19 protein-coding genes are annotated in these 23,662 nt (G+C 69.6%); 11 read left to right on the forward strand and 8 right to left on the reverse strand.

Features of this window, described 5'->3' with window-relative positions; genetic code table 11:
* Positions 1–300: 300 nt before the first annotated feature.
* From AAD496_RS04710 to AAD496_RS04740, 7 genes are all read right to left on the reverse strand, one after another.
* Positions 301–1,125: an aldo/keto reductase gene (locus AAD496_RS04710; RefSeq protein ID WP_349827491.1), complete on the reverse strand. Its 825-nt coding sequence runs from the start codon at positions 1,123–1,125 to the stop codon at positions 301–303.
* Positions 1,126–1,289: 164 nt separating this feature from the next.
* Positions 1,290–2,078, reverse strand: coding sequence for a hypothetical protein (locus AAD496_RS04715; protein ID WP_349827492.1), 789 nt, complete (start codon positions 2,076–2,078; stop codon positions 1,290–1,292).
* A gap of 202 nt (positions 2,079–2,280) precedes the next feature.
* The gene (locus AAD496_RS04720) at positions 2,281–2,832 is read right to left on the reverse strand and encodes a hypothetical protein (protein WP_349827494.1); all 552 of its coding nucleotides are present in this window, start codon (positions 2,830–2,832) and stop codon (positions 2,281–2,283) included.
* A gap of 51 nt (positions 2,833–2,883) precedes the next feature.
* Positions 2,884–3,093 (reverse strand): helix-turn-helix transcriptional regulator, encoded by a 210-nt coding sequence (locus AAD496_RS04725; RefSeq protein ID WP_349827495.1) that lies wholly within the window; start codon positions 3,091–3,093, stop codon positions 2,884–2,886.
* 66 nt (positions 3,094–3,159) lie between these two features.
* Positions 3,160–3,300: a hypothetical protein gene (locus AAD496_RS04730; protein ID WP_349827497.1), complete on the reverse strand. Its 141-nt coding sequence runs from the start codon at positions 3,298–3,300 to the stop codon at positions 3,160–3,162.
* A 31-nt stretch (positions 3,301–3,331) separates the two neighbouring features.
* On the reverse strand, positions 3,332–5,140 hold the full coding sequence (locus tag AAD496_RS04735) for an ABC transporter ATP-binding protein (RefSeq protein ID WP_349827499.1): 1,809 nt from the start codon (positions 5,138–5,140) through the stop codon (positions 3,332–3,334).
* Positions 5,137–6,939 carry an ABC transporter ATP-binding protein gene (locus AAD496_RS04740; protein ID WP_349827500.1) on the reverse strand — a complete coding sequence of 601 codons (1,803 nt, stop codon included), beginning with the start codon at positions 6,937–6,939 and terminating at the stop codon, positions 5,137–5,139. The genes AAD496_RS04735 and AAD496_RS04740 overlap by 4 nt, the downstream gene beginning before the upstream one ends.
* A gap of 116 nt (positions 6,940–7,055) precedes the next feature.
* Between AAD496_RS04740 and AAD496_RS04745 the strand changes: the two genes are divergently transcribed.
* From AAD496_RS04745 to AAD496_RS04795, 11 genes are all read left to right on the forward strand, one after another.
* A complete protein-coding gene (locus AAD496_RS04745; RefSeq protein WP_349827502.1) occupies positions 7,056–7,700 on the forward strand; it encodes a GntR family transcriptional regulator in 645 nt (214 codons plus the stop codon).
* Between the two features lie 512 nt (positions 7,701–8,212).
* Positions 8,213–10,207: an acetolactate synthase large subunit gene (locus AAD496_RS04750; RefSeq protein WP_349827503.1), complete on the forward strand. Its 1,995-nt coding sequence runs from the start codon at positions 8,213–8,215 to the stop codon at positions 10,205–10,207.
* Entirely contained in the window at positions 10,204–10,722 is a 519-nt protein-coding gene (gene ilvN, locus AAD496_RS04755) for an acetolactate synthase small subunit (protein ID WP_349827505.1), read from the forward strand. Before AAD496_RS04750 ends, ilvN begins: the two co-directional genes overlap by 4 nt.
* Before the next feature lie 203 nt (positions 10,723–10,925).
* Entirely contained in the window at positions 10,926–11,954 is a 1,029-nt protein-coding gene (gene ilvC / locus AAD496_RS04760; protein ID WP_349827506.1) for a ketol-acid reductoisomerase, read from the forward strand.
* Positions 11,955–12,140: 186 nt separating this feature from the next.
* Entirely contained in the window at positions 12,141–13,433 is a 1,293-nt protein-coding gene (locus tag AAD496_RS04765; RefSeq protein ID WP_349827507.1) for a GNAT family N-acetyltransferase, read from the forward strand.
* Between the two features lie 173 nt (positions 13,434–13,606).
* On the forward strand, positions 13,607–15,199 hold the full coding sequence (serA, locus tag AAD496_RS04770) for a phosphoglycerate dehydrogenase (protein ID WP_349827508.1): 1,593 nt from the start codon (positions 13,607–13,609) through the stop codon (positions 15,197–15,199).
* A gap of 198 nt (positions 15,200–15,397) precedes the next feature.
* Positions 15,398–16,255 (forward strand): hypothetical protein, encoded by an 858-nt coding sequence (locus AAD496_RS04775; protein WP_349827509.1) that lies wholly within the window; start codon positions 15,398–15,400, stop codon positions 16,253–16,255.
* A 139-nt stretch (positions 16,256–16,394) separates the two neighbouring features.
* Positions 16,395–17,774 (forward strand): glycosyltransferase, encoded by a 1,380-nt coding sequence (locus AAD496_RS04780; RefSeq protein WP_349827510.1) that lies wholly within the window; start codon positions 16,395–16,397, stop codon positions 17,772–17,774.
* Positions 17,771–20,206: an ArnT family glycosyltransferase gene (locus AAD496_RS04785; RefSeq protein WP_349827511.1), complete on the forward strand. Its 2,436-nt coding sequence runs from the start codon at positions 17,771–17,773 to the stop codon at positions 20,204–20,206. The genes AAD496_RS04780 and AAD496_RS04785 overlap by 4 nt, the downstream gene beginning before the upstream one ends.
* Before the next feature lie 8 nt (positions 20,207–20,214).
* On the forward strand, positions 20,215–20,940 hold the full coding sequence (locus AAD496_RS04790) for a response regulator transcription factor (protein ID WP_349827512.1): 726 nt from the start codon (positions 20,215–20,217) through the stop codon (positions 20,938–20,940).
* A gap of 77 nt (positions 20,941–21,017) precedes the next feature.
* Positions 21,018–22,607, forward strand: a complete 1,590-nt coding sequence (locus tag AAD496_RS04795; RefSeq protein WP_349827513.1) for a sensor histidine kinase — start codon at positions 21,018–21,020, stop codon at positions 22,605–22,607.
* A 3-nt stretch (positions 22,608–22,610) separates the two neighbouring features.
* On the opposite strand, the gene AAD496_RS04800 is transcribed toward AAD496_RS04795, so the two are convergent.
* Entirely contained in the window at positions 22,611–23,465 is an 855-nt protein-coding gene (locus AAD496_RS04800) for an HpcH/HpaI aldolase/citrate lyase family protein (protein ID WP_349827514.1), read from the reverse strand.
* Positions 23,466–23,662: the final 197 nt, after the last annotated feature.

Genomic DNA, 23,662 nt, shown 5'->3' on the forward strand with positions numbered 1-23,662 from the left:
AGCGCGGGTTCCCTGGGCTCGGGGTGAAGGAGACAGGTGGAGCAGAGGTGAGATGCGGGATCTGCCTCGAGATGTCGTCTGCGCGGGCTGCATGCTGAGGCGTTTCATGCATCTCACGGTCGGGAAGGAGTCCGAGCCAGCAGAGATATGTTGACATCGGTCCGTGCTTTCGACCCTGAACGCGTCGAGGCGCCGGCTTCCGTTCTCATCGGAACGGGAGCCGGCGCCTCGGGAGCGGGGGAGGGAGGACGGGATCCGACCTCACGCCGCCGGGTCACGCAGGTGAGTGCGTGAGGGTGCTCAGTTGACCTCGGCGGGGTCGGCGGAGACGCGCTCGTTCTTGTCGAGGGCGTCGATCGCGGCGACCTGGTCGGCGGAGAGCGAGAAGTCGAGGACGTCGAAGTTCTCCGCCATGCGCTCCTTGCGGTTGGACTTGGGGAACACGATGTTGCCCTTGTCCAGGTGCCAGCGGACGACGACCTGGGCCCAGGTCTTGCCCGTGGCCTCGGCGATCTCCTGGATGGCCGGAGCGCCTGCGTAGTCGACCTTGCCCTGGCCGAGCGGGCCCCAGGCCTCGATCTTGATGTCGTTGTCGGCCAGCAGCTGCAGCGACTCGCGCTGCTGGAACTGCGGGTGCAGCTCGATCTGGTCGACGGCCGGGATCAGACCGGTCTCGAGCACGGCCGGCAGGTAGCGGTGGTCGAAGTTCGAGACACCGATGGAGGTGGCCAGGCCCTTCTCGCGGAACTCGCCGAAGGTCTCCCAGGTCTCGATGACCTTGTCGCTGGCCGGGGTGGGCCAGTGGATGAGGTAGAGGTCGACGTGGTCGAGTCCCAGCTTGGTGAGAGACTCGTCGAGGGCCTTGGTGGCGTCCTCCTTGCCGCGGCGGTCGTTCCACAGCTTGGTGGTGATGAACAGCTCGTCACGCGGGATGCCCGACTTCTTCAGCGCCGCGCCGACGCCTTCCTCGTTGCCGTAGATGGCAGCGGTGTCGATGTGGCGGTAGCCGACCTCGAGCGCGTCGAGGACGATGCGCTCGGTCTCGGCCGGGTCCACCTTGAAGACGCCGAATCCCAGCTGAGGGATCGTCTTGCCGTCGTTCAGGGTGAGGGTGGGGACGGACATGCATGTCCACCTTTCGCTTCAGGGGTTCGTGCCGGACAGCACTCTACGCCCTGCCACCGACACAGTTCTTCCCCATCGGTCCGGTTCCGCCGTGAGAAGCGGAACGCCGGGTGACGGAAGGGACGCGGGTACCGGGAACACGGCCGGATCGGCGGGTGGGCGGTTCAGGCCGTACCGGTCTCCGGGTCCGTGCCGGCCTCCAGGCTGTCGCGGCCCGCGTCCTCCGGGTCGACCGTCGAGGCGAGCAACGGGTCGGTCGATTCCGTGACCGGTTCCTCCGCGTCCTCCTCGGGGTATCCGTGCTCTGCCGCGACGAGCGCGTCCGGGTCCTCCTCGTCCGCCGACGGGGTACCCGCGGTGGTGGTGTGGGTGGGGGAGGGCGCCTCGGCGGCGGGGGTGGCGGCGGTGTCCTCGGTGGTGTCCCCCTCGGTGGAGGTCTCGTCCGGGGAGGTGGCGTCGTCGAGATCGGCGGGGGCCGGGTCGTCCGCCGGGGCACGGTCGATGAGCGCGGTGACGCCGTACATGAGCGCGGTCGTCGCCAGCGCCCCGAGCAGGCGGGGTGCCGGGACGTGGAGGCGCGTGAGGAGATCGTCGGTCTTCTCGGTGATCCGGAAGGCGACGTCGTAGGAGACCCAGGTGAGCGCGGTGGTACCGGCGGCCCACAGGAGATCGGTGTCGACACGCGTACCCGCCACGTCGATCGACCGGGTGGCGCCGGAGTCGTCGCCGGGGGTGGAGATCGGCAGGTCGTCACGGCCGGTGTAGACCTTCTTGCCGACCACGTAGGAGGCGGCGCCGTTCGCCACCGAGTAGGCGAGGCGGTGGGCCCAGCGGAACTTCGCGGGGACGTCGGAGGGACGCGTGTAGGCGAGGAGCCCGGAGCCGACGTTCACCGCGGCGCGGACTGCGTGGGTGAGCGGAGTAGGGGTGAGCGGAGAGTGCGAGGTGTCCATCCACCAAGACTCCCATGGAACGGGACCGGCGAGCATGGGAATCGGGTGGGACGGACGGGTGGTGGGCTGACATCGGCCGACGCGCTATTTGGCGCGGACGGTGTATTTGGCCAAATAGCGCGTCCGGATCACATAGCGCGTCCACGTGGGCGGTTCGAAGATCAGTCCTCGGTGGGGTGCCGGGGTTCGGGCGGCGTCGAGTTCAGTCCTCGTCGGGTGCCTCGGCCTCGTCGATGGCGCGGCGTCGAACGGACCGGCGGTGGAGGGTCCGGGCGATCCAGACGCCGAACACGCCGACGGCGGCGCCGTAGGCCATTCCGGCGGCCGTGCTGCCGGAGAAGTCGTCGCCCACGCCGAGGGACAGCTGCAGGAAGGGGCGGCCGTTCGCCAGGTGGAAGACGTAGAGCGCGACCCAGATGGCCACGATCACGAGGGTGACCGCGCTCGTGGCGACCCGGCGACCGCGGGTGGCGGACCCGGCGAGATCTGCGAGGTCGACCTTCTCCCGGCCCGCGTACCAGATCGCAGCCCAGGCGGCAGCGCTGAACACGAAGACGGGCAGGAGCGAGAGGAACCCCGCACCGGTGGCGACGAGGACGATGGCCGCGACCCCGGCGAGCAGGGTGCCGAGCACATAGGCGAAGACGTAGGCGCGCATGACGACCTCGCGCTCGCGTTCGTCACCCATGGACGGGTCGTGGAGGCCTGCGAAGGAGTTGGCCAGGCGGTTGGGGTCCGAGGTGAGGGCGTTCATGGTGGTCCTCCGAGGTGTGAAGAAAGTGCGTGGAGAAGAGGCGTGGGACGGTCAGTCGAGCGGGAAGAGGCGTTCGACGCTCGTCCGGAGTTCCCGGGCGATCCGCAGGGCGAGGTAGACACTCGGTGCGTAGTCACCGCGTTCGATCGAGATGACCGTCTGCCGGGAGACGCCGACGCGCTGCGCCAGGTGCGCCTGCGTGAGTCCGGCCTCTTTGCGGGCGGCCTTGACGGTGACGGCCCCGACATCGAGTTCAGGCATGGCACCGTCCTCGGGATGTAAATGATTCTTGACATGGAAAATGTTAAGGATCCTGTACATCCCATGTCAAGGATCATTTACATCGAGCCAGTTGTGCGCGGGGAAACCGAAGGTGAGCGAGATCAGCTGCTGGAAGATCTGCGACTTCGCGGCGCGAAATCGCAGATCTTGCAGCAGCTGAATGCGGTACCGCAGATTCTCCAGCACCTGGTGACCGTGAAGCGGACCAGGACGTTCCTCAGACCAGGGAGTCCCTCCAGGCCTGGTGGAGCGCGGCGAACCGGCCCGTGCCGCCGATGAGGTCCGCGGGCGCCCCGTCCTCGATGATCCGACCGGCGTCCATGACGAGGACGCGGTGCGCGATCTCGACCGTGGACAGGCGGTGGGCGATGATGATCGCCGTGCGCCCGGCGAGCACCGTCTCCAGTGCGTTCTGGACCAGGCGCTCCGAGGGGATGTCCAGGTGGGCGGTCGCCTCGTCGAGGACCACCACGTCCGGGTCCGCGAGGAACACCCGGGCGAAGGACACGAGCTGCCGCTGCCCGGAACTCAACCGCCCACCGCGTTTCTTCACGTCGGTGTCGTAGCCCTCCGGCAGGCGCATGACGTACTCGTCCAGACCCACCGCGCGGCCGGCGGCGCGGACATCCTCGTCGGTGGCCTCGGGGCGTCCGACCCGGATGTTGTCGGCGATCGTGCCACTGATGAGGAAGGACTCCTGGGTGACCATGACGACGGACCGGCGCAGGTCCGCGTCCGCCAGGTCACGCAGGTCCACGCCGTCGAGGGTGACGGCTCCCTCGGTGGGGTCGTAGAAGCGGGTGACGAGTTTGACGAGGGTCGACTTGCCGGCACCGGTGGCCCCGACGAGCGCGACGGTCTGCCCGGCGTCGATCGTGAGGTCGAAGATCGGCAGCACGTCGGTGTCCCCGCCGTAACTGAACCGCACGCCCCGGAAGTCGAGCTCTCGGCCCTTGTCCGCCTCCGGGGCGCGCTCCGGCAGGGCACGGGGCTCGGTCGGATCGGAGATGACCGGGTCGACGTCGAGCACGGCGGCGATCTTCTCCAGCGCAGCCGAGGCGGACTGGTACATGTTGAGCATCATGACGAGCTCGTCGAGCGGCCCGTAGAACCGACGAAGGTAGAGGATGAACGCCGCGAGCACGCCCACCTGCGTCCAGTCCTCGATGACGAACCACGCCCCGAGCGCGATCACGAGCGTCTGGCTGAGGTTGCCGACCAGGCGGGTGGACCCGGAGAACCAGGCGACACCGCGCAGTGCGTCCGTGTTGGCGTCGCGGTACTTCTCGTCCTCCTCGCTCAGGCGATCCCGGCCGTGCGGCTGCCGACGGAAGGCCTGGACGGCGCGGATGCCGCCCATCGTCTCGACGAAGTGGACGATCACCTTGGCGATCGAGGTCCGGGTCTTCCGGAAGGCCGTGCGTTGCGTCTTCTGCGCGGCGATGGTGATGAACACGAGCGGGACGAACCCGGTGAACACGACGAGTGCGAGCTTCCAGTCCATGACGACGAGGATCACCGCGATGAACAGCATCTGGCCGACCGACATGATCGCGTCGATGAGCGACTGCGAGAGGAACTGCTGCACCGACTCCATGTCGGAGGTCTGCCGAGACACCAACCGCCCCGAAGTCTGCTTCTCGTGATATCCGAGGTCCAGACGCTGCGTGTGGAGGAACACCCGCCGGCGCAGGTCGAACATGATCCGCTGCGCGAGCACACCGATGATCCGCTGCGACGCCCACATCGAGGCGCCCGCGACGAGCGTGACCCCCACGAACCCGGCGATTGCGGTGACGAGCGGGGTAGTGTCCCCGGCGACCGCCGCGGGCAGACCCGTGTCGAGGGCCGCGGCGACGAAGATCGGGTCGAGCACCGCGGTGACGAGCGAGACGAGCGTGACGAGTGCGAGGAAGAAGGCGCCGAGCAGGTGCGGACGCGTGAGCGACCACAGCAGCCGCCGCGCCTTCCGCGCGATGTCCGGCGGCAGGTCCTCGGCCTCGGATTCCTCCCGGAAGCCCCTCATCGTGCGCCCTCCTCGTGTACCTCGGCCGCGTCCCGCCCCCGGGCCACGGACTCCTCGTGTGCCTGCGCGAGCGCCTGGGCGCCCATGAGTTCCCGGTAGACGTCGCTGGTGCGCAGGAGCTCCTCGTGCGGGCCGAGCGCCACGATCCGCCCGTTCTCCAGGACCGCGACCCGGTCGGCCAGGGCCGTCGTCGAGGGCCGGTGGGCGACGATGAGCGTCGTCGAGTCCGCGAGGACCTCCCTGAGCGCCCGCTGCACCCTCTCCTCCGTGGCGACGTCGACGGCCGACAGGGGATCGTCGAGGACGAGGATCCGTGGTCTACCGATCACCGCCCGTGACAGGGCCAGACGTTGACGCTGACCGCCGGACAGGGACAGGCCCTGCTCTCCGACCTCGGTGTCGAGGCCGTCCGGCAGGTCCCGGACGAACCTGGCGGCCTGACTGATCTCCAAGGCCTGCCAGATCTCCTCCTCGGTCGATCCGGGCGCACCCATGGCCACGTTCTCGCGGACGGAGGCGGAGAAGAGGATCGGTTCCTCGAAGCTCACGGAGACGATCCGGCGCAGTTCGTTCACCGGCAGGTCCCGGATGTCCGTGCCGTCCACCCGCAGCACACCGTCCGTCACGTCATGCAGGCGTGGCACGAGGGCGGCCAGGGCGGTCTTGCCGGAACCGGTCGAGCCGACGAGCGCGACCGTCTCACCCGGTTCGATCCGCAGGTCCACGTGGCAGAGGACGTCGTCCGTGGCGTCGGGGAACCGGAAGGAGGCGTCCTCGAACTCCAGGACCCCGCGGTACTCCCGGGCCGGTGGGGTGTCGGAGATGTCCCCGTCGGTGTCCGTGATGTCGTAGGTCGTGTCCATGACCTCCCAGTACCGCTGGGCGGCGGTGCCGGCCATGATCGCGTCGGAGAGCAGGAACCCGAGCATCTCGACCGGGATCCGGATGACCATGATGAGGGTGACGCCGGCGACCACCGTGCCGACGGTCGTCCACCCGGAGATCACACCCCAGGTGCCGAAGGCCAGCGTCGCCATCATGGCCAGACGCGGGATCGTCATGGTGCCCGACCACAACCACGAGTCGAGGAACGACTTGCGGACCTCGATCGAGCGCAACTGCTGGGAGATCTCGCGGAACCGTTCGGCCACCCATGGTGCCCGCCCGAAGGCCTTGATGACGCGGATGCCCTGGATCGATTCCTCCACCTGGGTCGAGATGACGCCCATGGTGTCCTGCGACTCGCGCGACATCACGCGGTAGCGGGTGTTGAACACCGCGATCCCGGCCGCCATCGGCACGGCCATGAGGAGTGCGAACAGCCCGAACAAGGGCTCCATCACCGTGAGGACGATGATCCCGGTGAGCACGACGAAGGGGGTGGAGAGGAGGAAGGGGGCGCCGAACGCGAAGAATCGGCGCAACTGCGACATGTCCTGGATGGCGCGCGAGAGCAACTGTCCGGACTCCCAGGAGTCGTGGACGCCGACCGACAGGTACTGCAGGCGGTCGAAGATCCGGGATCGCCACGTGATCTCCCACTGGGAGACGACCCGGGCGGCGATCATGCGCCGGCCCCAGATCGCCACGGCCTCCGCCACGCCGATGCCGAGCACCGCGAGCACATAGGGCCACAGTGCCCCGAGGTCGCGGTCGGCGATCGGTCCGTCGACCACCGCACCCGTGAGCGTGGGGACGAACAGGGAGATCGCGTTGGCCAGGAAGGTCAGTGCGATGATCGTCAGATAGACGTACAACTTCCGCCGGATGTCCGGCCAGAAACGGAGGAGGGAGAGCACGTGATGCACGATACAGCGCGTCACGGACACCAATTCCGTGGGCGTCGTCACCCCGGGTCCGTCGACCCGTCCGTCACCTCCGGTCACCCCACCGGCCCGGGCGGTAGATTCGTCCCGTGAGCCGACACGACCGAGAGACCATCCGCGAAGAGCTCACCGGCGAGATCCTCACCGGTGTCATCGCCCCGGGCACGCCCCTGCGCGAGGTGTTGCTCGCCGAGCGCTTCGGCGTCTCCCGCACCCCCGTCCGCGAGGCCCTCACCGTCCTCGAACAGTCCGGCTTCGCCGTGCGGAAGGGCCGCAGCCTCTTCGTCCCCGAGGTCGACAGCAGTACCGCCCAGCAGGTCTTCGAGGTGTGGGAACTCCTGGAGATCGAACTCGTCGCCCACGCCGCCCGGGGACGTCGCCTGGAGGACCTCATCCGCGCCGAGGACCTGGTCCACCGCGACCGCGCCGACGCACCCGCCGAGGTCGCCGTCACCGACCGGGTCCTCCGTGACATCGCCTTCCACCGGGCCCTCTGGCACGCCGCCCACCACACCGTCCTCGAGGAACTCCTCGAACGCGCCGTCGCCCACCCCGTCCACCACCCGCGGTCCTCGCCGCTCGTCGACGACGACCGCTGGCAGGAGACCGTCGAGGAACACTCCCGCATCCTCGCCGCGATCGCCGCCCAGGACGTAGACTCCGCCCGCGAGTTCACCCGCGAGCACTTCCGCGCCGCCCACGACGCCCGCGTCGAGCGCCTCCGCTCCGCCTGATACCGCCCTCGCCCCGGCACCCCACCGCTCCGCCTGACGCCGCCCCAGCCCCGGCACCCCACCGCTCCGCCTGACACCGCGCCCGAGGCGCCCTGCAGTTCTCATCTGAACTGCAGGGCGCCTCGGGGGCGGGGGAGGGTGCCGCACCTCGACCGCGGGGGAGTGCCCTGGATCACTCGGTTGTCTCATTTTCGCGTCTCGCATGTCGGGAAAAATGCGACGACGGTTGACGCGACCGAAACGTGAGCGACTACAGTTCACGGCATGCACAAGCTTCTTGTCGTCGTCATTACCCAGCGCGCGGAGACCCCGTAGAGCTGTCGCACGACGACGTCCCGCGCGCCCCGCCGAAACCGGCCGGGGCGTTTTTCATGACCGGACACCCCGGGAATGAGGGAGCCCACGCAGATGCATCCGTCGGGACGACGGGCACCACCCACCGTGAACCGGTCACCCCCGGGGACGGCGGGCCCGACCACCGAACCGACACCACCGGAGTCACAGGAGACACCATGGCAGCGAATGCCCCGGCCGCGAGGCCGACGCCCACCCCGGCCACCATCAGGTCCGCGTCGCCGGAGACCCCCGAGGTCCTCACCGGTGCCCAGGCCATCGTCCGCAGCCTCGAGCTGCTGGGCGTCGACACGGTCTTCGGACTGCCCGGTGGCACCATCCTCCCCACCTACGACACGCTCCTCGACTCCGAGAAGATCAACCACGTCCTCGTCCGCCACGAGCAGGGCGCCGGTCACGCCGCCGAGGGCTACGCCGCCGCGACCAACCGGGTGGGCGTGTGCATGGCGACCTCCGGTCCGGGTGCCACGAACCTGGTGACCGCGATCGCCGACGCCCACATGGACTCCGTCCCGCTGCTGGCGATCACCGGTCAGCAGAGCTCGCGCCTGTTGGGCACCGACGCCTTCCAGGAAGCGGACATCGTGGGCATGACGATGCCGGTGACCAAGCACAGCTACCTGGTGACGCGGGCCGAGGACGTCCCGCAGGCCATCCGGAACGCCTACCACATCGCCTCGACCGGACGCCCCGGTCCGGTGCTCGTCGACGTGACGAAGGACGCGCAGCAGACCGCGGTGCCCTTCGTGTGGCCGGAGACGGAGGAACTGCCGGGCTACAAGCCGGTGACGAAGCCGCACACCAAGCAGATCCGCGCCGCCGCGAAGATGATCGCGGCAGCCGAACGCCCCGTCCTCTACATCGGCGGTGGCGTGGTCCGGTCCCGCGCCCAGGACGAACTGATCAAGCTCGCCGAGGCGACCCGGATCCCCGTCGTCACGACCCTCATGGGCCTCGGTGCCTTCCCGGACTCCCACCCGCAGCACCTGGGCATGCCCGGCATGCACGGCTCGGTGGCGGCGGTCGGCGCCATGCAGAAGGCGGACCTGCTCATCGCGATCGGTGCCCGGTTCGACGACCGCGTGACCGGTGATCTCGACTCCTTCGCGCCGTATGCCAAGGTGGTCCACGCGGACATCGACCCGGCGGAGATCGGCAAGAACCGCGACGTCGACGTGCCGATCGTCGGTGATGCCGCCCATGTCCTCGACGACCTGCTCTACGAGTTCCGCACCCGCGTGCCCGAGGCGCTCGAGGACTCCCACAGTGCGTGGTGGACCCAGGTGGACATCTGGCGGAAGACCTACCCGCTCGGCTACGACCACACCGAGTCCGGCCTGTGCGACCCCGAGTACGTGATCGAGCGGATCGCCGCACTCACCGGCCCGGAGGGCGTGTTCGCCGCGGGTGTCGGCCAGCACCAGATGTGGTCGAGCCAGTTCCTGCAGTTCGAACGCCCCGGTGCCTGGCTCAACTCCGGTGGTGCCGGGACCATGGGCTACGCGGTGCCGGCGGCCATGGGGGCCAAGGTCGGCGAGCCCGAGCGCACCGTGTGGGCGATCGACGGCGACGGCTGCTTCCAGATGACCAACCAGGAGCTCGCCACCTGCGCGATCAACGACATCCCGATCAAGGTCGCGGTCATCAACAACTCCTCGCTCGGCATGGTCCGCCAGTGGCAGACCCTGTTCTACGAGGGTCGGTACTCGAACTCGGACCTCAACACCGGTCACGAGACGGTGCGGATCCCCGACTTCGTCAAACTCGCCGAGTCCTACGGCTGCCTGGGCCTGCGGGTCGACTCGAACGCCGACGTCGACGCCGCGATCCAGCAGGCCCTGGAGACGAACGACCGCCCGGTCGTCATCGACTTCACCGTCCCGCCGGACGCCATGGTGTGGCCGATGGTCGCCGCCGGCGTGAGCAACGACGAGATCCAGTACGCCCGTGACCTGCAGCCCGACTTCTCCGGCGGGGCCGCCGGGGTCGAGGGCAGCGTCGCGCACGAGATGAAGAGCGTCACGCACACCCGCGCCGCGGAGGCGTCGGCCGCAGCCGCTGCCGCGGCCGACGCCTCGGGCACCGAGACGGCCGATGCCGCACACGACACCCCGAGCACGTACCCCACGCCGACCGAGGAGGATCGGGCATGAGCACCACGACCCGCCACACACTGTCCGTGCTCGTCGAGGACAAGCCCGGCGTGCTCGCACGCTTCGCCGGACTCATCGCCCGGCGTGGCTTCAACATCCACTCGCTGGCCGTGGGCACCACGGAACGCGAGGGGCTCTCGCGGATCACCGTCGTCGTCGACGTGACCGACGTCCCGCTGGAGCAGGTGACCAAGCAGCTCAACAAGCTCGTGAACGTCATCAAGATCGTGGAACTCGAACCCGAGGCGTCCGTGACCCGTGCGCACATGATCTTCAAGGTGAAGGCCGATGCCCAGGCACGGGCCGCTCTCAACGCCACCGTCGACATGTTCCGTGCGCACATCGTCGACGTCGCCCCCGACGCCGTGGCCATCGAGGCGACCGGCGAGCAGTCCAAGCTCGACGCCCTCCACACCGTGCTCGAACCCTTCGGCATCAAGGAGATCGTCCAGTCCGGCTCCCTGGCCATCGGGCGAGGCGCCAAGTCGATCTCCGACAAGGTGCTCCGCCACTGAGGGCCGGCCGCGGGTGCCCACCGCGGTGGGCTGCCCGCGGGCAGGGCGCCTCGGCGGCGTACCGCTCACGAGGCGCCCGCCGGGTGGACACGATTCGTGCCCTCCCGGGCGCGTGAGTACCATCACATCCGAACCAGACCACCACTTCCGACCGGTCCCGACCGGGGTCGGTGCACGCAACAATCCCCGAGGAGATAACTCCCATGGCAGAGCGCTTCTACGACGACGACGCCGACCTTTCGGTCATCCAGGGCAAGAAGGTCGCCGTCATCGGCTTCGGCTCGCAGGGCCACGCCCACTCCCTGTCCCTCCGTGACTCCGGTGTGGACGTGCGGATCGGCCTGGCCGAGGGCTCGAAGAGCCGCGACAAGGCCGAAGCGCAGGGCCTGACGGTCGGGACCCCCGCCGAGGTCTCCGAGTGGGCCGACGTCATCATGATCCTCGCCCCGGACCAGGTCCAGGCGGAGATCTACGAGACCGAGATCAAGCCGAACCTCAAGGACGGCGACACGCTCGCCTTCGCCCACGGCTTCAACATCCGCTTCGGCTACATCCAGGCGCCCGAGGGTGTCGATGTCGTCATGATCGCCCCCAAGGGCCCCGGCCACGTCGTCCGTCGTGAGTACGTGGACGGCCGGGGCGTGCCGGTCCTCGTGTGCGTCGAGGTCGACGCCTCCGGCAAGGCCTGGGACACCGTCCTCTCCTACGCGAAGGGCATCGGCGGCCTGCGTGCCGGCGGCATCAAGTCGACCTTCACCGAGGAGACCGAGTCCGACCTGTTCGGTGAGCAGACCGTCCTCTGCGGTGGCGTCTCGCACCTCGTGCAGTACGGCTTCGAGACCCTCACCGAGGCCGGCTACCAGCCGGAGATCGCCTACTTCGAGGTGCTCCACGAGCTCAAGCTGATCGTCGACCTCATGGTCGAGGGTGGCATCGCCAAGCAGCGCTGGTCGATCTCCGACACCGCCGAGTACGGCGACTACGTCTCCGGCCCCCGCGTCATCACGCCGGAGGTCAAGGAGAACATGAAGGCCGTCCTCGCGGACATCCAGAACGGCACCTTCGCCCAGCGCTTCATGGACGACCAGAAGGCCGGCGGTCCCGAGTTCAAGGAGCTGCGCGCCAAGGAGGAGACGCACCCGATCGAGACGACCGGTCGCGAGCTCCGCCAGATGTTCGCCTGGCTCAAGGACTCCGACGACGACTACGTCGAGGGCACCGCGGCTCGCTGAGTTGGATGCCGCTTTGGCCCCGGCACCCCGCCGCTGCTCAGGGCTGAGCCTGAGAAAGCGAGTTCTCTCCCCGCTCCCGAGGCGCCCTGCACTTCCGTCGGAAGTGCAGGGCGCCTCGGCGTCGTTCCGGACCGTGGAACGCCTCGCATGTGTCCCGGGACACGGTGGGAGCGGTACGGTGGGCGGGTGACTGCCTACCGATTCGAGACATTCCCCGTGGCCGTCGACGCCGACGGCACCCCTGACGACCGCACCGCCGCCTGGTACCGGGCCGTGCGACTGGGGTTCAACTTCCCTGATCCGACGGCCGAGGAGCTGGCGAGCTCCGCGGCCCGGGGCGTCAAGGACGGTCGCGTTGCGACGGCCGTCTACGCCGACAAGGCCCCGGAACACGCGGTCGACACCGCGATCCCTGTGGCGACCTTCGTGCACTTCCCCAAGAAGATGCACGTGGGCGGGGGCAATCTCATGCCCGCCCACCTCATCTCCTCGGTCACGGTGCGCCCCACCCACCGGCGCCGCGGGCTGCTACGGTCGATGATGACCGCGAACCTGCAGGACGCGAAGGACTCCGGGTTCCCGATGGCGGTCCTCACCGCGACCGAGGGTGGCATCTACAGCCGTTTCGGGTTCGGTGCCGCGACCTTCCAGCGGAAGATCGAGGTCGACACCTCGGCGCGGTTCCGGATGGCCGTGGAGCCGGACCGCCGGGTCGAGATCTGCCCGGCCCGGGAGCTGGAGTGGATCGCGCCCGAGGTGTTCGGAAAATTCCTGCTCACCGCACCCGGCGCGATCGAACGGCAGGAGGCGTACACACAGATCGCCGCCGGCCTGTGGGACCCGGAGACCGGCAAGGAGGACAAGGCCGTGCGCGCCGCCCTCCACTACACGGCCGACGGCGAGGTCGACGGATTCGTCGCCTACAAGACACCGAAGGGCTGGAACGAGAAGGGCAACGTGGTCGTCGTCGACTTCGTGGCGATCTCGGACGAGGCCTACGCGGCGCTGTGGTCGTTCCTCGCCTCGATCGACCTCACGACCACCGTCACGTACGACGAGGCGGCCTTCGAGTCGCCCCTGCCCTGGCTGCTCACCGATCGGCGTCTGGTGAAGACCGTGTCCGAGAAGGACGGGATGTGGCTGCGGGTGCTCGACGTCGTCGACGCGCTCGACTCCCGCCCCTGGTACGTCCCCGGTGATCTCGTGCTCAAGGTCGAGGACGACATGGGGTACGCTGCCGGCACCTTCAAGGTCCGGGCCGACGGGTCGGGGACGGGCCGGACGGAGAAGTGCACGGACTCCGTGGCGCCGGACCTCACGCTCGACGTCTCGCAGCTCGGCTCTCTCTACCTGGGCGGCGTCGATCCCGTGATCCTCGCGCGGGCCGGGCGGATCACGGAGAACACCGAGGGTGCGGCGAAGAAGGCACGGGCGATGTTCGGGCTGGAGCGGCTGCCCTACTCGCCGAACGACTTCTGAGGTGTCGGCGCGAGGGGATACGTGAGGTTCTCGGATCATCCCTTGTGTTCCACCATGTGACCCCTTGTGAATGTCTTCACAAGGGGTCACATAGAATCGGCCGCGACCGGCCCGGGGTCGCCCGTCCGTGGCCCCGCCGCCGCCCACACACGGCTACAGCAGGAGGAACAAGCGTGAGCAAGCCCGTGGTTCTCATCGCGGAGAATCTGTCACCCGCAACCATCGAGGCCCTCGGTCCCGACTTCGAGACCCGCTCCTGCAACGGTGCGGACCGCGCCGAGCTCCTGTCCGCCATCGCGGACGTGGACGCGATCCTCATCCGCTCGGCGACCCAGGTCGACGCCGAGGCGATCGAGGCGGCCAAGAAGCTCAAGATCGTGGCCCGAGCCGGCGTCGGACTCGACAACGTCGACGTGAACGCCGCGACGAAGGCCGGCGTCATGGTGGTCAATGCCCCCACCTCGAACGTCATCTCCGCCGCCGAGCTCACGATGGCCCACATCCTCGGCTCGGCCCGCAACTACGGCGAGGGCAATGCGACCCTCAAGGCCGGCGAGTGGAAGCGGTCGAAGCTCAGCGGCGTCGAGCTGTACGAGAAGACACTCGGCATCATCGGCCTCGGCCGGATCGGTGGGCTCGTCGCCGAGCGCGCCAAGGCCTTCGGCATGCGTCTGGTCGGCTACGACCCCTACATCTCGCAGACCCGCGCCGCGCAGATGGGCGTCGAGGTCATGAGCCTCGACGAGCTCTACGCGCAGGCGGACTTCATCACCGTCCACATGCCCAAGACCCCGGAGACGCTCGGCATGCTCGGCGCCGAGGCCTTCACCAAGGTGAAGAAGGGTGTGCGGATCATCAACGTCGCCCGTGGCGGCATCGTCGACGAGGACGCCCTCGCGAAGGCGATCGAGGACGGTGTGGTCGGCGGTGCCGGCATCGACGTGTGGAGCCAGGAGCCGCCGGAGCACGGCCCGCTCATGGACATGCCGACGGTGAATGTCACCCCGCACCTGGGCGCCTCGACCGCGGAGGCCCAGGAGAAGGCCGGTGTGGCCGTGGCCAAGTCGGTGCGTCTGGCGCTCGCCGGTGACCTCGTCCCCGACGCCGTCAACGTCTCCGGTGGTGCGATCCACGAGGACGTGCGCCCGGGCATCCCGCTGGCCGAGCGCCTGGGCCGTGCGGCCACGGCACTCGCCGGCGAACCGATCACGCACATGCGCTTCGAGGTGCGCGGGGAGATCGCCGACCTCGACGTCTCGGTGCTCCAGCTCTCCGCCCTCAAGGGTCTGTTCAAGGACGTCGTCTCGACACCGGTGTCGTACGTCAACGCCCCGATCCTCGCCGAGGAACGCGGGGTGACGACGGAGCTCGTCACCGACCGGTACCTGGAGTCCTTCCGGAACCAGACCTCCGTCGTCGTGACGACCGCCTCCGGCAAGCAGGTGAGGGTCTCGGGTACCGTCACCGGGCCCAAGCTCGTGCAGAAGCTCACCGAGGTCGACGGGTACGAGTTGGAGATCGAGCTCACCGACCACCTCATCGTCTTCGAGTACCAGGACCGGGCGGGCATCATCGGCCAGCTCGGTCAGGCGCTCGGCCGCAACGACATCAACATCGCCGGCATGCAGGTCTCGCGGAAGTCCGACGAGGGTGCCGCCCTGTCGGTCATGGCCGTCGACTCCGAGGTGACGGACGAGGTGCTCAACACGCTGGCCGGTGCCGTCGACGCGACCCGCTTCAGCGCCGTGAACCTCGCCGAGGACTGAACTCGACGCCGCCCGAGCGGTGCTGAACATCGAGAGGGCGCATATCCGTGGATTCCACAGTGGGATCCACGGATATGCGCCCTCTCGTCGCGTCGACGTCGTGAGCACACAGGCCGGGCACAGCAGGGAACACAGGACGGGACAGGCCGCGGGCGGACAGTGATGGCATCACGGACACACCGAACGAAGGAGATCACGATGCCGTCCGAGAACACCACACCGAACCACGACCGCGACGCATACGACCTGCAGGGTAACTCCGTGGCGGAGCCCACCGGCCGGGGGACCCCGGACCAGGGTGCACAGGAGTACGGCGGCGATCCGACCGCCTCGTGGGAGGACGCCCCGACGCGGGTGAATCCCCAGGTCTCAGGGCCTTCAGGCGCCGGGAGCCCTGCGAGTGGCGAGGACTCCGCGAGCGGTTACCCGGGTGCCGAGGCGGCCGGGACGCCGGCGCAGGAGGGGGACCCGGCCGGGGCCTGGGTACCACCGGAGCCCGGATATGCACCACAGATCGCCCCGGGGTCGGCCGCAGCCGGTGGCCGGGTCCCCGGCTCGGCGGGGGCGGGTGAATCCGTTCCCGGTTCCTTCGCCGCCGGTGCAGGTTCCGCCGGTGTGACCGGCGCCGCGGCCACGCGGAAGAAACGCGGCGCGTGGCGTACACGCAGGATCAGCCTGGTGCCGGCGGCGCTGGCGGGCGTGGGTCTCCTGCTCATCGGTGGGATCGCGGGCACCGCTCTCGGCGCGGCCGGGTCGGCCGCGTTCGCCGGCGGCAACGACGGGGACCCGGGATCCTCGCAGTTCACACCGGGTGACGGGACGAACCCTTTCGCCGACTCCGAGGAGGACGGCGGATCCACGGACCGCGGCTCCGGGTTCCCCGAAGGCGGGCCCGGTCAAGGACGGGGCGGGGGATTCCCCGGGAACGGACCGGGTTCCGACTCGGGCTCCGTACCGGGCACCGAGTCCGACTCCGGTACCGAGTCCGGGACGGAGTCCGGGTCTGGCACCACGACCTCGGGGACCACCGACACCACGGCCACCGAGAGCGCCTGAATCCTGCCGGCGCCGCGTGACGACCGTGCTGGACGCCGCCCGGGCCCCGGCACCCCACCGACGACTGTGCCCCACCTTCACAGGTGGGGCACAGTCGTGTCATGTGTCCGCCCTGGGACCCGGCGGGAACCTGCTGTCCATGGACGATCGACTCACCGGCGCCTCGGCGGCGGACACCTCTCCGGGAGGCGGCTCCCCGTCGTCGACGCCCACCTCTGCCCCCATCTCCGACCGACTCTCCACTCCCGAGGCGACCACCCGGACCTCCCGGACCACCGCCACGGCCACCCTCACCGCCACTCGGACGACGGTCGACCTCCTGGTCCCCGTGTACGACGAGGAGGCGCAACTCCGGCACTCCGTCGAGCGGCTCCTCGCGGAGACCGCGGACTCGGTCCACGACGTGACGATCGTCGTGGCGGACAACGCCTCGACGGACGCCACCGGTGCGATCGGCCGGGAGCTCGCGACCACCCACGACCGCGTCCGGTACGTGAGGTTGGAGCAGAAGGGGCGCGGCCGGGCTCTCAATCGGATCTGGTCGACCTCGGACGCCGAGGTCCTCGCCTACACCGACGTCGACCTCGCCACCGACATCCGGCTCCTCGACCCGATGGTGAGCGTCCTGGCCGCCGGCACCGCCGACCTCGCGATCGCCAGCCGACTGCTGCCGGACTCCCGGGTCGAGCGCGGGGTCTTCCGGGAACTCGTCTCGCGGTGCTACAACCGGTTGCTGCGCGGCACCATGGACGTCGACTTCTCCGACGCGCAGTGCGGCTTCAAGGCTGTCTCCCGGCAGGCTGCCCGCGCCCTGTTGCCCCACGTCACGGACACCGCCTGGTTCTTCGACACGGAACTGCTCACCCTCGCCCGCTGGTCGGGACTGCGGGTGCACGAGTTCGCCGCCGACTGGACCGACGATCCCGACTCCAGCGTCGACGTCGTCCGGACCGCCCGTGACGACCTGCGCGGTATGTTCCGGATGCGCCGCACCCTCGCCGCCGGCGAGTACCCGCTCGACGAGATCGCCGCCGTGGTCGGCCAGGAGCCCGCGATGCCCAACACCGGTGCGCAGATCCTCCACTTCGTGGACGTCGGCATCCTGTGCACTCTCGCGTACTCGCTCGCCTTCGTCCTCCTCGGCTCCGTCATGGACCCCCAGGTCGCCAACGTGTTCGCACTGCTCGGGTGCACGGTCCTCAACACCGCGCTCAACCGACGGTACTCCTTCGGCGTCCGGAATCCCGAGGGTCTGTACCGCCACCACGTCAAGGGACTTCTCGTCTTCGTCCTCTGTTGGGCTCTCACCGCCGGTGCGCTCACCCTCACCGCGGGTCTCGACGGCCCCTGGGCTCCCGTCGAGGTGCTCGTCGCCGTCACCGCCGCCAACCTCCTGGCGACCGTCCTGCGCTTCCTCCTCCAAAGGATCTGGGTCTTCGCCCGTCCGCCCGCGGCGCGCGGACGTACCGCTGCCGACCACCTCGCCCGCTCCACCTCCGCCACAGGGAATCCGTCATGAACAACGCTCCGAGGACCACCGGTCCGATCTCCGACTCCATGGGTGCCTCCGCTGTCGGCACGGCCGATTCGGTCCCGTCGCCGTCCCCCGCTGCCGAGGCGCCCTCCACGCGGACCTCCCCCTCTCCTCCCGACACGGCGGGGAGGATTTCGGCGCGGCACGGGCACGACCGGAGAGGGGCCCGGGTGTACGCGGTCCTCCTCGTGCTCCTCACGCTCGGCACGGTCGGTGCCTATCTGGTGAACCTCACCGCCAACGGGTGGGCCAACAGCTTCTACGCGGCCGCCGTCCAGGCGGGAACCGAGAACTGGGAGGCCTTCCTCTACGGATCACTCGATGCGGCCAACGCGATCACCGTCGACAAGCCCCCCGCGTCCCTGTGGCTCATGGCGCTGAGTACCCGCCTGTTCGGGTTCTCCTCCTTCTCCATGCTCCTGCCGCAGGTGCTGCTCGCCGGCGCGACGGTGCTCCTGCTCGTCCACTCGACCCGTCTGGCGCTGCGGGGACCGGTCGACTCCGGCCGGATCCCGGTGACCTGGTCCCGGGCGGCGGCCCTGCTCGTCGGGCTCGTGTTCGCGCTGCAGCCGGTGGCGGCACTCATGTTCCGGTTCAACAACCCCGACGCCCTTCTGGTGTGCCTCATGGTGGTCGCGGTCGTCGCGACACAACGGGCACTCGCCGTGGCGTCCTCGCGCACGGAACCGACGGACGGCACGGATCCGACCGACGGCACGGATCCGACGGACGGCACCGCACCGACCAGGTCCGTCGTGTCCGGCCGACGGGGTCGCGCGGTCCTCGGGTGGCTCGCACTGGCCGGGATCGCGCTCGGCTTCGGGTTCCTCACCAAGCAGCTGCAGGTCCTCCTCGTCACACCGGGGTTGCTGGCCGCGTGGCTCCTGTTCTCCCACGCGGGGTGGAAGCGACGAGTGCTCCTCGCCCTCGTCCCCGTGGCGACCCTCGTGCTCAGTGCCGGATGGTGGATCGCCCTCGTGGAACTCGTGCCCGCCTCGTGGCGCCCGTACGTGGGTGGTTCCCAGACGAACTCCTTCCTCGAACTGACCCTCGGGTACAACGGGCTGGGACGAATCACCGGTGAGGAGACCGGTTCCGTCGGGGGCGGCGGGGGCTGGGGCGAGACCGGGATCGCGCGTCTGTTCACCGGCAGTTTCGGGACCCAGATCGCCTGGCTGTTGCCGACGGTACTGTGCCTCCTCGTACTGCTGGCGGTCGTGGTGCTCACCCGCAGGCGCCTGTACCTCTCGTCTCCGATGCGGGTCCCGGCCGTGGCGGGTGTCCTCTGGGGAGCCTGGCTCCTCGCCACCTGGCTCACCCTGTCCTTCATGTCCGGGATCGTCCACGAGTACTACACCGTCGCACTCACGCCGGCGCTCGCGGTCCTCGTCGTCGTGCCGACCCTCGTCCTCTGGACGGACACCCGTCCGTGGGTGCGGGTGGCACTCGCGTGCATCCCCGTGCTCACGGGTGCCTGGCAGTACCACCTCATCGGCGAGACGAGCGGCGTGCCCATCTGGCTGCGCCTCGGAGTGCTCCTCACGGGTCTTGCAGCAGGCCTTCTCGTGCTCGGGACAGCGGTGCTCAGATCCGTCCGGGACACGGAGGACCACGCCGGACGGAGCGGCGCAGCACTGGACGATGCCGCACGAGATCGTGTCGCGCAGACCGGTGACCCGCAGGACGGGGAGGCCACGGAAGGCACCGGGGTGCAGGGCGCCTCGGGCGCGGTGGAGGCACCGGTGTCCCTGCGACGGGGCGTGGCCGCCCTCCTGCTCGTGCTGCTCGGGTTCACGGCGCTGGCCGTGCCCGCGCACCTCACCGCGCGGACGATCGCGCAGTCGACACAGGGTTCGATCGTGACGATCGCGGGCTCCGGTATGAGCGGAGGCCCAGGTGGGATGACCGGGGGGCCCGGCGGTGGACCGAGCGCGATGACGGGTGGCCCGGCACAGGACGGCACCGCACGGGACGGCACCGCACGGGACGGCGGCGGACCCGGTGGAGCAGGCGGTGGCATGGGTGGCCTTCTCGGGGCGAGTACCCCGAGCGACGCGCTCCAGGAGGCGCTCCTCGCGGACGCCGCGGAGTACACCTGGGTCGCAGCGGCCATCGGCGCGAACAATGCCGCCGGCCTGCAACTGTCGACCGGGGAACCGGTGATGGCGATCGGTGGGTTCAACGGGACCGATCCGTCCCCGACCCTCGCGCAGTTCCAGCAGTACGTGGCGACCGGGCAGATCCACTGGTTCGTCGCCGGCGGCGGCATGGGGGCCGGGATGGGGCAGCAGTCCTCGGCGGCCGCGGAGATCACGGCGTGGGTGGAGGCGACCTTCGCCGCACAGGACGTCGACGGCACGACCGTCTACGACCTGTCCGGCGCTACGTCCGCCGACACGGATACGGAGGTGGGATGATGGACGACATGGACTCGACACCACTTCGGCACGCCGACGGGTCCGCCATGCGCGTGCTCGTCGTCGACGACGAGAAGAATCTCGCGGAACTGCTCACGATGGCCTGCACCCTCCAGGGGTGGGACGCAGCCTCGACCGGCACCGGCCGCGAGGCGGTCCGTCTGGCACGGGCACAGTCCTTCGATGCGATGATCCTCGACGTCATGCTGCCGGACATCACGGGTTTCGAGGTCATCGAGAAACTACGCAGCGAGGGCGACCAGACCCCGGTCGTGTTCCTGTCAGCCCGCGACGCGGTCGACGACCGTCTCACCGGACTTCGGTTGGGTGGTGACGACTACGTGACCAAGCCCTTCAACCTCGACGAGGTGGTCGCCCGGGTCGCCGCCCGCCTGCGCCGGACCGGCCTCGCACCGGAACCTGAGGACGGTCCGCTGCGGGTCGGAGATCTCGAACTCGACGAGGCGAGCCACGAGGTGACGCGGGCCGGGACGCCGATCGAGCTCACCGCCCGTGAGTACGAGGTGCTCCTCCTCTTCATGCGCAATCCGCGGGTGGTGTTGTCGAAGAGCCAGATCCTCGACCGGGTGTGGGACTACGACTTCGGTGGTAACGGGAACATCGTGGAGCTCTACATCAGCTATCTGCGGAAGAAGATCGACACACCGTTCCCGGACTCCCCACCCCTGTTCCACACCAAGCGTGGGGCCGGGTACATCCTGCGGGCGGACTGATGCAGGGGACCACGACCGGTGGACGGGAACCCCGGTGGCGGACGCGCGCACGGACCCTTCGCGTCCGACTGATCCTCATGACGGTGACGATCCTGGTGCTCATCGGCGCCGGGATCGGGACGGGCGCCGTCGTCGCGGTCCGCAGCACCCTCATGCACGGTCTCGACGCCGATCTCGACTCCCTCGTCGAGGACGCCGACCGGGACGGCCCCGGCCGCCCCACCGGCGTGGGCTCCGGTGGGGCGTTCGGCGGCGGTCCGTCGCCGGACTCCCGCCTGGAGTTCCTCACCCGCCCGGGACAGGAGGACGGGTCGATCGCGGTCGTGTCCGACGGATCCACCGTGACCGGCGTGGTCGTCCGACGTGCTCTCGGCGAGGTCGAGAACCTGCCGGAGGACACCGTCCTCTCCCTCCTCGACGTCCCCGTCGGGGCCGAACCGACCACACGGGAGATCGAGGGCCAGGGTGCCTACCGCCTCGTCGCGACGCAGCCGACGGGCACCGACCTCGTGGTCGTCTACGGGGTCCCGCAGGACGACGTCGACCACGCACTGCGCACGACGGTGTGGTCGACGGTGGCCGTCGTCGCCGTGGGTGTGGTGCTCGCGGCACTCGGGGCGGGCGCGCTCATCAACCGGCAGCTGCGGCCGCTGAGGGCGGTGGCCCGGACCGCGACCGAGGTGTCCCGCCTCGACCTCGGAGGTGATGACCCGGCCCTCGACGCCCGGGTGCCGGCCGACCTGTCGACCCCCGGGACCGAGGTCGGAGACGTGGGGGCCGCGGTGAACACGATGCTTGAGCACGTCGATCGCGCCTTGCACGACCGGCACGAGTCCGAGCAGCGGATGCGTCGGTTCGTCGCCGACGCCAGCCACGAACTGCGGACACCCCTGGCGACGATCCGTGGATACGCGGACCTCACCCGTCCGGTGCGGGACACACTGCCGGCGACCGTCGTCACGAGCCTGGAGAGGATCGACCAGGGAACGGTTCGGATGTCGGGGCTCGTCGACGACCTACTGCTGCTCGCCCGCCTCGACGCCGGCCGCGAGGAGTTCGTCCCCACCGATGTCGACATGTCCGCCCTGCTCATCGAGCTCGTCGAGGACGCCCACGTGACGGAACGGGCGACCGCTGACGGGGTGGGCGGATCCACGGCGGGCGGAACCGGCGAGGACGGGCGATCGGAATCCGCCGGTCACAGGTGGGAACTCGACCTGCCGGAGGAACCGGTCGTCGTCCGGGGGGTCGAGGGCCGCATCCGCCAGGTGATCGGGAACGTCCTCACCAACGCCCGCGTCCACACCCCGAATGGGACCCACGTGCGGGTCGGACTGCGGGTCGCGGACGGCACGGGGAAGGTCGAAGTCGGGGAGACCGGAACCGGTGGGTCCGGGATCGGGGAGTCCGCGATCGTCCGGGTCGAGGACGACGGTCCGGGGATCCCCGCCGAGGTGCGGACCCGGGTCTTCGAACGGTTCGTCACCGCCGGCTCGGGCCGGTCGCGATCGGCTTCCGCACAGTCGTCCGGGGGCAGCTCCGGCCTCGGCATGGCGATCGCTCACGCTCTCATGGAATACATGGGTGGTGAGATCACCGTCGCGAGTCCGGTCCTTGGGGACGTGGGGACGGCCTTCGAGGTGCGGCTGCCCCTCGCCGACGGGTGAGCCTCAGGCGTTCCAGAGACCGTAGCTGTCGGCCAGCTGCTGGATCTTCTTCGCGCGGGTGAGGCGCGGCAGGTAGGAGCCGTCGGGGATCGAGCTCGTCTTCTTCGCGGTCTCGAGCATCTCGCGGGCCCATGCGCGGTCGTCCTCGCTCGGCGCCAGTGCCTCGTTGACGGTGCGCACCTGACCGACGTTGAGCACGAGCTTGCCGGCCATCCCCATCTTCGTCGTCCAACCGCAGTCCTCGACGACGCGGTTCCGGGGAGCGTCCGCGCCGGAAGGCCCGTCGATCGCACCGGGCAGACCACCGACACGGGTGGCGATCACCAGCCGCGAACGCGCATAGGCGAGTGCCACCGGATCGTCACCGACGCCGGTGTCCTTGCGGAAGTCGTTGGTACCGAAGGCGAGACGGAAGGTGCCGGGCGCCTCGGCGATGCGGGTGGCGTTCTCGATGCCGATCGCGGACTCGATGAGAGCGATGACGGGGACCCCTGCGCCGGCGCGCATGGCCGTCCACGTGATCTGCTCGGGCTTCTCCGTCTCCGGCAGCATGATGCCGCGCAGACCCGGGAGCCCGGCCGTCGCCTTGAGGTCGTCCTCCCAGTGGTCGGTGCCCATCGCGTTGACGCGGACCCACCCGGACATGCCCGAGTCGAGCGCCTGCACGACGTTGTCGCGTGCGGTGCCCTTGTCCTCCTCGGCGACCGAGGCCTCGAGGTCGAAGATCACGGAGTCCGCCTCGGAGGCCTGGCACCCGGCGAACAGGTCGGTGAAACCGGCGTTCACGAGCAGCCAGGAGCGGGACAGCTTGGCGGGGAGGGCGGCGGCGCGGGCATTGCGGATGGTTGCGGTCGGCATGCCCCCGATTCTAGGGCCGGGTCCGGGTCCCCCGGCCCGGTTCGGGACCGGATCGTGCCGGGCCTCACGTCGACGTCCCACACCGTGGACTGCACGCCCACGGGGCTCCGGTCGCGCACCGACACAGTACGAGTCTCGCACCGACCGCGCACTGATCCCACGCCGGCGCCGCCCCGCACATGTCCGGATCGTGGATT

Origin of the sequence: Brevibacterium litoralis (genome assembly GCF_040212315.1) — a bacterium.
Taxonomy (GTDB): Bacteria; Actinomycetota; Actinomycetes; order Actinomycetales; family Brevibacteriaceae; genus Brevibacterium; species Brevibacterium litoralis.

What these genes read in the sequence shown, in the direction of transcription:
- ilvN (WP_349827505.1), top strand. Translation starts at nt 10,204, where the DNA reads ATGAGCACCACGACCCGCCACACACTGTCCGTGCTCGTCGAGGACAAG.
- AAD496_RS04750 (WP_349827503.1), top strand. Translation starts at nt 8,213, where the DNA reads ATGGCAGCGAATGCCCCGGCCGCGAGGCCGACGCCCACCCCGGCCACC.
- AAD496_RS04785 (WP_349827511.1), top strand. Translation starts at nt 17,771, where the DNA reads ATGAACAACGCTCCGAGGACCACCGGTCCGATCTCCGACTCCATGGGT.
- AAD496_RS04715 (WP_349827492.1), bottom strand. Translation starts at nt 2,078, where the DNA reads ATGGACACCTCGCACTCTCCGCTCACCCCTACTCCGCTCACCCACGCA.
- AAD496_RS04710 (WP_349827491.1), bottom strand. Translation starts at nt 1,125, where the DNA reads ATGTCCGTCCCCACCCTCACCCTGAACGACGGCAAGACGATCCCTCAG.
- AAD496_RS04780 (WP_349827510.1), top strand. Translation starts at nt 16,395, where the DNA reads ATGGACGATCGACTCACCGGCGCCTCGGCGGCGGACACCTCTCCGGGA.
- AAD496_RS04795 (WP_349827513.1), top strand. Translation starts at nt 21,018, where the DNA reads ATGACGGTGACGATCCTGGTGCTCATCGGCGCCGGGATCGGGACGGGC.
- AAD496_RS04790 (WP_349827512.1), top strand. Translation starts at nt 20,215, where the DNA reads ATGGACTCGACACCACTTCGGCACGCCGACGGGTCCGCCATGCGCGTG.
- AAD496_RS04800 (WP_349827514.1), bottom strand. Translation starts at nt 23,465, where the DNA reads ATGCCGACCGCAACCATCCGCAATGCCCGCGCCGCCGCCCTCCCCGCC.
- AAD496_RS04720 (WP_349827494.1), bottom strand. Translation starts at nt 2,832, where the DNA reads ATGAACGCCCTCACCTCGGACCCCAACCGCCTGGCCAACTCCTTCGCA.
- ilvC (WP_349827506.1), top strand. Translation starts at nt 10,926, where the DNA reads ATGGCAGAGCGCTTCTACGACGACGACGCCGACCTTTCGGTCATCCAG.
- AAD496_RS04725 (WP_349827495.1), bottom strand. Translation starts at nt 3,093, where the DNA reads ATGCCTGAACTCGATGTCGGGGCCGTCACCGTCAAGGCCGCCCGCAAA.
- AAD496_RS04735 (WP_349827499.1), bottom strand. Translation starts at nt 5,140, where the DNA reads ATGAGGGGCTTCCGGGAGGAATCCGAGGCCGAGGACCTGCCGCCGGAC.
- AAD496_RS04775 (WP_349827509.1), top strand. Translation starts at nt 15,398, where the DNA reads ATGCCGTCCGAGAACACCACACCGAACCACGACCGCGACGCATACGAC.